3 protein-coding genes and 1 riboswitch are annotated in these 10,948 nt (G+C 56.2%); all 3 genes read left to right on the top strand.

The features are described 5' to 3' along the window. Positions 1–119: 119 nt before the first annotated feature. Positions 120–1,382 carry a hypothetical protein gene (locus AC0LWN_RS22945; protein ID WP_474669422.1) on the top strand — a complete coding sequence of 421 codons (1,263 nt, stop codon included), beginning with the start codon at positions 120–122 and terminating at the stop codon, positions 1,380–1,382. Further along, positions 1,379–4,588: a GAP1-N2 domain-containing protein gene (locus tag AC0LWN_RS22950; RefSeq protein ID WP_474669424.1), complete on the top strand. Its 3,210-nt coding sequence runs from the start codon at positions 1,379–1,381 to the stop codon at positions 4,586–4,588. The genes AC0LWN_RS22945 and AC0LWN_RS22950 overlap by 4 nt, the downstream gene beginning before the upstream one ends. Positions 4,589–5,311: 723 nt before the next feature. Then, positions 5,312–5,518: riboswitch (cobalamin riboswitch) on the top strand. Positions 5,519–5,695: 177 nt separating this feature from the next. After that, entirely contained in the window at positions 5,696–10,921 is a 5,226-nt protein-coding gene (locus tag AC0LWN_RS22955; RefSeq protein ID WP_474669426.1) for a DUF4430 domain-containing protein, read from the top strand. Positions 10,922–10,948 lie beyond the last annotated feature (27 nt).

The following is a 10,948-nucleotide window of genomic DNA, read 5'->3' on the forward strand; positions in this document are numbered from 1 at the left end:
GAAGCAAATTCAAGGGAGCAGACGCTCACAAAACTTAAGCATATGCTTCCGAAGCAAGTTTTGCTGCACAGCATTCCCGAAGAAGCGGATTTTCCGCAAAACTTTTAGGAGGACAAGAGATGTCTTTTTTTAGCCGGTTTATGAAGAAGAATCAAGCGCAGCCACGGCCGCTTTTTTACGATATTGTCTGTCCGTACTGCTTCACCCGGTTCGGGCCTGACGATGTGGTCTTTCGGGCCATGCACAGCCGTGAGGATGATGAGAATTATGCGCTGGGCGAAGACGACGCGCTGAACAAATACCGCGAGCGCTTCGGCCTCGATACGGTTGACGATATGGAAGCCATACTGAATCCGGCGGATATTCCGGAGGAGTACCATCATTATACAGATCACGTGCTGACCGGACTTACCGACCGCTACGGTGTGCTTACGCGCAGACGGCTTTGTCCGTCCTGCCATAACGAGCTGCCTGTGACTGCGGGCAAGGTTCCGAGCAATATTATCTCGATCATCGGCGCTTCCCAGGTTGGGAAGTCGGTGTATATGACCTCGCTGATTCATACGCTGCAGCATACGACGGCGGGGCATTTTGACGCAGCCTGCATGCCGCTGAATGCCGAGATCAGCCGCAAGTTCCGCACTCTGTACGAAGAGCCGCTGTTCGAGCGGGGGGATCTGCTGGCCTCGACGCAGAAGGAGAAGATGCAGGAGCCGTTTATTTTTCAATTTGTGTTCAAGGATGAATCCAAGCCGCCGCTGACACTGGTGTTCTTTGATGTGGCCGGTGAGGGAATGGTCGATCAGGACTATCTTGGGCTGCACGGCCAGCATATCCAAAACTCCGCCGGAATCCTGTTCATGGTCGATCCGCTGCAGATCCGCTCGATCCGCGAAAAGATCCGCATCAATATAGGTGACCGTCCGGGCGAATGGGTGTCGCAGTATGACGAGCCGCGCGACGTGGTGCTGACCCTGTTCGGCGATTTTATCGCCTACCAGGAGAAGAGCAAAACCGAGATTCCAACGGCGGTTGTGCTGGCCAAAAGTGACATGCTGCATTCGCTCAAGGATGAGGACGGCGATTATATCAAGTCCAACAGCAATGTGTTCAACAACTATGTGCACCGGAAAACGCTGAATCTGGACGAATTCCATAATATCAACGGCGAAATCCGCCGATTTATCGAGAAGGTGGACCGTCCGTTCAAGGATACGATGGATGTGTATTTTGCGAACACGGGGTATTTTGCCGTTTCCGCGCTGGGCAGCAATCCGGTGAATCAGCGGATAGAGGGTGTAGTCAGCCCGATCCGCGTGGACGAGCCATTCATCTGGCTGCTGCATAAGCTGAACTATATTGAGGGGAGCGACGGGCCGTGAACAGATTTTCAGGGTCCAAGATTACCCAGCAGATGTACACCCGGGAACGCCGCGGCGTGTATCGGGGGACAGAAGGCTTCGACACTGTAGCGAAGTCGGAGAGTCTGGACAATAATTTTGTCAAAAAAATTCTGCATCCGTTCTGTCTTTACGATGCTCCGGCAGAGCTTACGGCGCGCGGAGAGAAGAATGAGGAGCTGTATCCTGCCGCACTGCATTTGTTCCATACGGAATCGGGGGAGACGGTGCTTGGACAGAGCCGCTATAAGGCGGCGGATTTTACCGGGCAGCGGAGCGCTTTTTTCGCTCATAACTTTGTGGTGCCACCGGTTCGTTCGGAGGAGATTCTGGAGGGCTACCGGGCCTTTCTGCATGCCGATTTTGCCGAAAGCTATGCTGGAGAGCTGGGCGGGGAGCTGCCGGAGCTGGCGGCTATTCCTGTAATTGAGCAGGGGCAAGCTGTTGATCCGCAAAGTACCTTGCGTACACTCGGATTTACGGAAGACTTGTTCAAGGCGCTGCTGCAGGCAGTGATGTCCTCGGTAGCAGGCAAGAAAAAAATATATGTAGCCCTGGATGTACCGGTAACCGATTTGTCCCGGCGTGCGGTGGAACTGACGGAGGTTCTTTTCGCAGCTTTGCCTTACGATTTCCGCCGCAGATTGGGTGTGATCACTTACGCTAATGAGCCGAAAAGCCGCAAATATATCCATTTGACCTTTGTTGAAAAAGGCTCAATCCGCCCTGGTGACCGCAGCATTGAGAAGGATTTTGTGTTCGATCTGGCTTCGGGACGGGTCCTGAATACGGACTTTGGCGACTCGCGTCAGCCGTATGCTGAGCTGGCCTGGAAGACGCTGCAGCAGCCGGGACGCGGACTTGAGGATTTCGCCAGATTCGCTGACTCGCTGCTGACCGGCGAGAGCCTGGAACGCAAGCTGTCGCTTGCGGTGTACAACGAGCTGGCCGTATTTTATGAGATTGAGCAGGGCAATGAGAGTCTGTACACAGAGAATAAGCAGGCAGTGCTGGGCGGACTGCTGTCCTACCTGAAGCCGGAGGGGGCGCTTACGTCCCGTGTGCGGCTGAACGATATTTTCCTGGAACGCTTCGACCGCGAATATGATCTGATCCGCCAGAAAGGCATTCCGGTGCCGGAGATTCTGGAGCAGTTTGTGGAGTATTTTACGCTGAGGGGCCATAATTACCGGGTTAAAATCGTCGATTATTTCATCAACGGGATGCTGAATGCCCAGGCTGCGGGCCGTGAAGATGCGCTGTCGGCGGCTTACGGCATTATCGAGAGCAATGATGAGCTAAGCGCGTCCTTCTTCAAAAGAGTGCTGGCCCAGCCATACTTCCGCAAAGCGCTGCTGGAGCCTTATATGGAGCTTCGGCTGTCGGCGGCGGCAAAATCGGCTGAGGTTCTGCGGTTTGTGGCCCATTGGGGCAGGTTTTTGCCGGAAGCGCTCCAGCAGTCCTTTGTCCGCGATACCGTGAAGGACTATCTGCTGGAGAAGCTGCGGCAGGAGAGTGATCCGGTGGCGGCGGTGGCGGCGATCCACGAGTCGGTGGACAAGGCCGAAAAAGAGCGGCGCAGAGGCAGCGGGCTCTATCCCGAAGCTATGCTGCTGCTCGAGGAGCTGGAAACGGCGGCGGACCGCTTCCTGCTGAGCCGGGTGTCTTTGGACGAGCTGACACAGGAGCAGTTGCTGGAGATTTCTTTTTTGCGCTATCGGGATGTTGCTGATTGGCAGCCGCCTCTGGATTCAATTACCCGGCAAAAGATGGGCGCTCTCCGGGCCGCTTACCGCTGGTTCGGGGAGGAGAACCCGACTGAAGAGATATTTGTCGGTCTATCGCCGCGGGAGCTGGATGATGTGCAGCTGCTCGGACGGCGCTGGCTGAAGGAGTCGCGCAGCATCGAGCCGTTCGAACGTCTGCCGCTGGCTTTTTATCACAGCAGTGACCGTCAGGACGGGCCGCTAGATTATGACACGCTTTTGGAGCTGGTGAAGCGCAAGGCGGGAAATGACAAAGAGAAGGTGTACCGTTTCCTGGCCTGGTCACAGGGCAAACCGCTATTTTCTATATCGAATAAGAAGCTATGGCCGGGCTACCGGCGGGCGATTCTGAAATATTTCACGAGCAGTGACCGCGAGGCGTTCAAGAACCGGGATTTCCGCAAAAGCTATGTCTCCGCCGCAGGCCCGGCACTGCAAAATGTCTATAACGAAGCGCGCTCCCAGCTGGCTTCGCCGCTGGCGCGGTGGGTCAGCCGCAGCCGATTTCAAATCCTGATCTCCGGCTGCGTCATAGGTGTCCTGCTGATTGCTGCGATCATCACAATCAGCATGCTCCGGCAGGACAGCTCAGATACTGCCCTGCCGGAAGGCAGCGCGCTGCCAAGCGCTACGAACGGGGCCGGCGGGCTGCCACCCGCCACCGTCCGGCTTGGCAGCGGGGCAACCAGCGGCAGCCTGGTGTTCACCTTTGCTGCTGCCGCCGACTGCTCCGCCTTTCATCCGGCGGAGATCAGCGTAGTGTCCTCCGGCAATGTGACGGAGGACTACAAGGTCAAGGCGACGACCGGCAGCTGCCAGGTCGTCTCGCCGGAGGCGGCTGCTGGCGATGCAGCCGCAGGCTCTGGCGGCGCGTCTGCGAGCGCGCCTGCCGGGGGTGACGGCGCCGCAGGAGCGGGCGCCGGGTCTAAGGGCGGCGCGCAAGCCAGCGCGCCCACGGGTGCGGATGCCGCTGGTGCATCCGCAGGGGCTGACGGCGCCGCGCAAGGAGCGGGCGCCGGGTCCAAGGGCGGCGCGCAAGCGAGCGCGCCTGCCAAAGGCGCGGATGCCGCTGCCGCATCCGCAGGGGCTGACGGCGCGAACGAAGGCGCCGTGAACGAAGAGGCCGCGGGCGGGAACGCCGGCGCGGCCACGCCTTCACCTGCGGCGGGTGACACCGCGCAGGGAAGCCCGGGAGCCTCGGGAGCGGTGCCGGAGGCATCCGCATACGAGGTGACGGTGCAGCTGGAGGCCGGCGCGAAGCTGGCCGCCGGCGACGTGATCAAGGCAGGGGAGTACACGCTAACCCTGCAGCCGGCATTGGGTGCTGTAACAGACAGCACCCCGAGCGCTGGGGTGGATGCTTCTTCAGCCGCTGAACCTTCGCCCACGGCGAGCCCAAGTCCGGGCAAGAAAGCCAAATAAGATCAGCAGCTTGGGTTAAGCGCTGCGCACATGATCCTGAACAGCACGGTAAGCCGGGTTAGCGGCACGTGCTGTTCAGGATTTTTTTGCATATATTCCGGTAACCAGCAGCCGCTCACCTTACCCACAGTGAATCGACTTCCACAAATACCAGTAGAGGCTCAACTCAGCTCAATTTCCGGCTCCAGCGCATCTTTGCTAATTTTCGAATGCAGCTCATGAGCGCTAATTGGATTTTCTCCCACTAATTCAAGTAACAATCAAGATATTTCAGTATTAAGTGGAAAAAAGTAAACTAATCGAGCATATTTCGTCCTTTGGTGGGGAGAAACGCTGTTTTAATGATACTTTTTCCACCTATTTTCCCCCTGGAGACGGTGCTGGAGGAATTAGTGTACTTTTTTCCAACTATTTCTGCCGGCCGAGCCGCTTGCCCAGCGCCCTGCTCGTGCCACTCCCCATTATGCACCCCCTTTCGCCCCGATCCGCTACCCACGGTACTCCCCGCACCACTTACGCCCCGATCCGCTACCCACGGTACTCCCCGCACCACTTACGCCCCGATCCACTACCCACGGTACTCCCCGCACCACTTTCGCCCCGATCTGCTACCCAAGGTACTCCCCGCACCACTTACCACCACTCCCATTCCGCTGCGGCGATGAAACAGCTTTTCTATAGACATACACGGGAATACTAGATATGATTAAGAATATTAAAATTTTATAAGCTATTGAAAAAGGTGCGGGTTCTATTCGTGAAAACAATAGAATCAGCTTAAAAGGGAAGGCCGGTGCAAATCCGGCGCGGTCCCGCCACTGTAAATGCGGAGCGGCTCTTAGAGCGGCCACTGTCCGGGGAGAAGGATGGGAAGGCCAAGAGCAGCGATGAGGCATAAGCCAGGAGACCTGCCTTTTTCTTAACCGTTTCTATTCTTCGTGGGGTGAGAATGGGGAACATTGCAGATGGACTGCGTACGGAGCTTTGAGCACTGCAGCCTTAATTTGTATTCTTCCCGGGCCGCCCTTTACGAGGGCGGTCTTTTATGTTGCAGCAGTTGTTCTACTGCTGCGCGGTGCAATCCATTTTATAGAAAAGAGGTTGAAGATGAAGACAATTTTATCTGCCAAGTCCTTTACGCTTGGTCTGGTCTTATTGCTGGTGCTTTCGATTACAGGGAATGCTGTTGTTCCAGCGGGAGAGGCTTTTGCCGCAGCAGAGTCCTCCGCAACTACAGGAGTTAACAGTGTTACGGAAGCCGTATATGCGGCAGATGCTTCTGCAAATAAGGAATCCTTAGCCGTAGCCAATGCGGCGGCGGCATCCGGTGGAGAGGTTACGGTCTCGCAAGCTACATATACGGCTGCCGAGTATATTCTGGGCGGCGGTGTGGCATCCGAATGGCAGGCTATCGGTCTGGCCCAGGCGGGTTACCGTGTGCCGGAGAGCTATGCTCAGGCGCTCGCGCAGAAGGTGCAGACGGCGGGGGGCAGTTTCCCGAACGTTACGGACTATGCGCGGATAGTGCTCGCGGTGCGGGCGATTGGCGGTGACCCCACGAACTTTGCGGGCAGCGGCTCGGCAGCGGGCTATAATCTGCTGGAGCGCATCTATAATAGCGACAAAATCAGCGGCCAGACACTGAATGCTCCGGTATACGCGCTGCTTGCGCTGGATTCGGGCAGCTATACGCCTCCAGCCGATGCCAAATGGAATCAGGCAAAACTGCTGAGTGAAATTCTGTCCAAACAGAACAGCGACGGCGGCTTTGCGCTGTTGCCGGGAGCGAGCGACCCGGATATGACAGCGATTGTGCTGACGGCGCTGGCTGCGCATAAAAATGATCCCGCTGCAGGAGCAGCAGGGCAAAAAGCAGTAGCCTGGCTGTCTGCCAAGCAGGGCAGCAACGGCGGCTACGGAGATAGCAGCGAAAGTGTGGCCCAGGCCATTATCGGCCTGTCTTCTTACGGAGTGGACCCTGCCGGTGCAGAGTTCACCAAGAATGGAACGGAGCTTGTAGGCCGACTGCTAAGCTTCCGTCTCGCAAGCGGAGCTTTCGCCCATACGCAGGGCGGCAACGCTAATGTGCTGGCTACCGAGCAGGCTTTTCAGGCGCTGGTGGCTTATAACCTGTTCAGCGGCGGGGCAAACGGCAAGCTGTATGACTTTTCCAAACCGGTAGCGCAGAATCCGCTAGTCTATGTGCCGCTGGTGATCGAAGGACCGGAACAAACACTGGGCGAAGGCAAAGCCTATGCCAGCAATGCTCTCGACGCGCTTGAGAAGGTAGCTTTGGCGAAGGGGCTTAAGCTTACAAATCCTTCCGGCAGTTATGTTACAGGCATCGGCGGTATCTCAGCCGGAACCTACGGCGGCTATGACGGCTGGATGTACGCGGTATCCCGCGGCGGCGAATGGGTGAATCCTGATGTCGGAATGAAAGACTTCAAGCTGAAGGATTCAGACCGGCTGCTGGTCTACTATGCGGGAAGCGATACGCAGCTGGTAGATAAGGTTACCCTTTCCAAGGCGCAGCCAAGAGAAGGGGAAGCTTTTTCCGTCAATGTCACCAAAAAAACATGGGTATGGGACAATGCCACATCCACCCCCAGTCCGGTAACGGCAAATGCCGCCGGTGTGCAAGTGACGATTGGGAGTAAGACGGTAACTACGGACAAGGATGGCAAGGCTGTTTTTGCAGAGGGTCTTCCTGAGGGAGATTACACACTGAGCGTGACCGGCTACATTCCGGGGAATGCTCCGAGTGTCGCCAAATATTCGCAAGACTTAAAGGTTACCGCACGAAATGTAACAGCCACTCTGTCGGTTGAAGGACCGCAAGGTCCGGTTATTGACGGCACGCTGAAGGCGTATACTGCGCTGGAGGCACTGAAGAGTCTTACTGCGTCCGGCAATATTCCGCTGAAAATTACAGAGTCCTCTTTTGGCAGCTATGTTTCAGGGATTAATGGAATAGAGAGTGGAACGTATAAAGGTTATTGGAGCTTTGCAGTGCAGCGCGGCGGCGAATGGATCTACCCGTCTGTCGGGATGGGCGATTTTGTTCTGGAAGCCTCTGACCGGGTGCTGGTCTATTATGCCGGCGGGGATACCCAGGTGGTCAATACGGTGCAGGTTGCTCCAGCGCAGCCAAAGCCGGGAGAAGCTTTTACCGTTACAGTTACACAAAAGAAATGGGTATGGAATGATACCACATTGAGCAATGATCCGGTGACTTCCCCGGCAGCAGGGGTGCAGGTAACGATTGGCGGTACAACTGTAACTACGGATGGTCAAGGTACAGCTATCTTTAAGGATGGTCTGTCCGCCAAAATATACACGCTAGCGGTGACCGGCTACGTTGCGGACAGCACGCCGAAGATTGCCCGTCATACGCAATCCCTCAAAGTAGCCCAGGCCAATGTGACAGCTTATCTGTCCATTGAAGGTCCGCAGGGACCGGTCGCAAGTGGCACGCTGGAAGCTTACAATGCGTTTGACGCACTGCAGCAGCTAGCTACATCCGGTAATATTCCGCTGAAGATTACGGAATCTTCCTTCGGCATCTTTGTATGGGGCATTGACGGAATTGAGAATGGAACCTACGGCAAGCAAGCTTACTGGGGATTTGCAGTCTCGCGCGGCGGGGAGTGGATCTATCCCGAGGTAGGGCTGAATGATTTTGTATTACAGCAGTCCGACAAGGTGCTGGTCTACTATACCGGTGACAACACTCATGTTGTAAATTCACTCACGGTTTCTCCGGCACAGCCGAAGTCTGGTGAGAAGTTCACCGTTACGGTTGCGCAGAAGCAGTGGGTATGGAATAATACCACCTTTACCTCTGACCCGGTGGTTACACCGGCAGCAGGCGTGCAAGTAACGATTGGCGGTACAACCGCAACTACAGATAAGCAGGGTACTGCTACCTTTGAAAAAGGTCTGCCTGCGGGTGCATACACGCTCGCTGTAACCGGATATGTTGCGGACAGCACGCCGAGCATTGCCCGCTATACGCAGCCGCTTACAGTGACCGATCCGGTAGTGGTGCCTCAGCCGGCAGCGGCAACGATTTCGGTTATTGGCGACAGCGCCAAGGGAACGATTCTGCCCAGCACTCAAGTGGTTCTGAATGCTGGCGAGACGGCATACAGCCTGCTGGTCCGCCAATTGGGAAGCAGAGTGGCAAGCACAACCTCCGGAGGAAGTCCCTATGTCACTTCAATCGACGGCCTGAAGGAGTTCGACCGTGGGCCGAACAGTGGATGGAAGTACTCCGTAAATGGTACAGAGCCAGGCTACAGTGCCGGCGACTACAAATTAAGCAATGGCGATGCTCTGGTCTGGTTCTACACGACAGATTACACTGTTGACCCAGCTGCAGGCGGCCTTCCGGGAAGTATCGGAACCGTAGATATTACGGCAGACAATAATCTTCCGCTGAATCAGGTGGGACAGACTACAGCAGTTACGAATCAGAGCGCTCCAATGACGGCAGCTGAAGCAGCCGCTTTGGGTCAGAAATTAACCGCGAACACGGCGTCCTTCGAGCAGGAGGTAACTCCGGGTTCGGCAGCAGCCTTGAAGGACGGCGGCCGTGAAGTACAACTGCTCGTTCCGGCCGGGGCGGTATCCGGTACGGTGAAGATCAGCATGAAGGAGACAAACTCCAGCCGCAAGGAGCTGGTGTCTGGACTGTATACGTTCGGCCCGGATGGCACGAAATTTGTGAAGCCGGTTGATTTGTCCATTACTGTGCCAGTAGCCGTATACAACCCTGCTAATCTGGCTTTGGCTTGGCTGAATCCGGCTACAGGATACTGGATTCCGGTTCCATCCGTACTGGATGTCAAGACAGGAGTCATTACCGGCAAGGTCAGTCATTTCACGGATTATGCCGTGGTTGACCGCAGCAAATGGGAACCGCAGCAGGAGAAGCTGGGGACTGATATTGCAGCTACCGCCAAGGGAGTTGCAGCGACCGCAGAGCTTAGCGATTGGCAGGCGGTGGGCCTGGCCCGTTCGGGTCATACAGTGCCTGCTGCTTACCTTGCGGGAGTGAAGGCGCAGCTTGCTGACAGCAACGGACAGTTCCGCAAGGTTACAGACTATGAGCGCCTGGTGCTGGGCCTTGCGGCTGCGGGTGCAGATCCGCAGAAGTTCGGCGGCTATAATCTGATTGAGAAAATCTACAACAACAGCAATATGTTGAACCAGGGCAGCAACGGGCTAATTTTTGCGCTGATTGCGCTGGACAGCGGAAACTACAGTGTGCCGTCTGGTGCGCAGTGGACCAAAGAGCGGCTGATTGAGTCCCTTTTGGCTATGCAAAGCAAGGAAGGCGGCTTCCCGCTGACGGCAGGCGGAGCCACTGATCCGGATATTACTGCAATGGCGGTTACTGCGCTTTCGTCACACACGAATCAGACTGCGGCTGCAGCCGCAATGAACAAAGCGATCACCTGGCTGTCGCAGCAGCAGCAGGAAGACGGCGGCTACAAGCAGGCTGGTGTTGAGAACAGTGAGAGCACGGCGCAGGTTATCATTGCACTGGCCGCAGCGGGCATCGGTCCGAATGATTCCCGGTTTGTAAAAGCCAAAGGCGGACTGCTCAGCCATCTGGCTTCCTTCCGTCAGGCGGACGGCGGATATGCCCACACAGCGGGTCAACCCGCGAACAGTGTGGCTACGGAGCAGGCTTTGCTTGCACTGACCGCCTATGAGCGTTATTTAACGGGAGAAGCCAAGCTGTTCAGTATTTCACCGTCTGGTGTATCTGTTGGTGCAGTCTTTACCGATGAAAGCCAGATTTCAGCCTGGGCGTTGGACGCGGTGCGCAAGGCCTACGACAAGAAGCTGATGGAAGGCGTCAGCGTGAACAGCCTGATTTTTGCGCCGAAGCAGAAGATTACCCGTGCGGAATTTGCGGCCCTGCTGCTGAGACTTACCGGTAATGAACCGGCTGCGGCGGGAACAGCTTCGGTATTCAGCGACGTGAAGCCCGGCGCATGGTATTATGGAGTGGTGGCCAAAGCGAAGACGCTTGGTATTGTCGATGGGGTTACGGAGACAACATTTAATCCTAGCGGGATCATCTCCCGTCAGGATATGGCGGTTATGATATCAAGAGCGTTCAAGCTGGAGAGTGCAGCTTCAGGAGCAGCGGCTAAGGCCGGGAAATTCTCCGATGAAAGCCGGATCAGCAGCTATGCTGTATCTGCCGTCCGTTCCGTAACGGAGCTGGGTTATATGACCGGATTCGGCGGAGCCTTTGATCCCGCAGCGGCTGTGACCCGGGAAATGGCTGCGGTTGTAGCCGTAAGATTGCCTTAATTTGCAAGCCCGGCGCATAATATATTG

Source organism: Paenibacillus sp. sgz302115, from assembly GCF_056120445.1.

What these genes read in the sequence shown, in the direction of transcription:
- AC0LWN_RS22955 (WP_474669426.1), top strand. Translation starts at nt 5,696, where the DNA reads ATGAAGACAATTTTATCTGCCAAGTCCTTTACGCTTGGTCTGGTCTTA.
- AC0LWN_RS22945 (WP_474669422.1), top strand. Translation starts at nt 120, where the DNA reads ATGTCTTTTTTTAGCCGGTTTATGAAGAAGAATCAAGCGCAGCCACGG.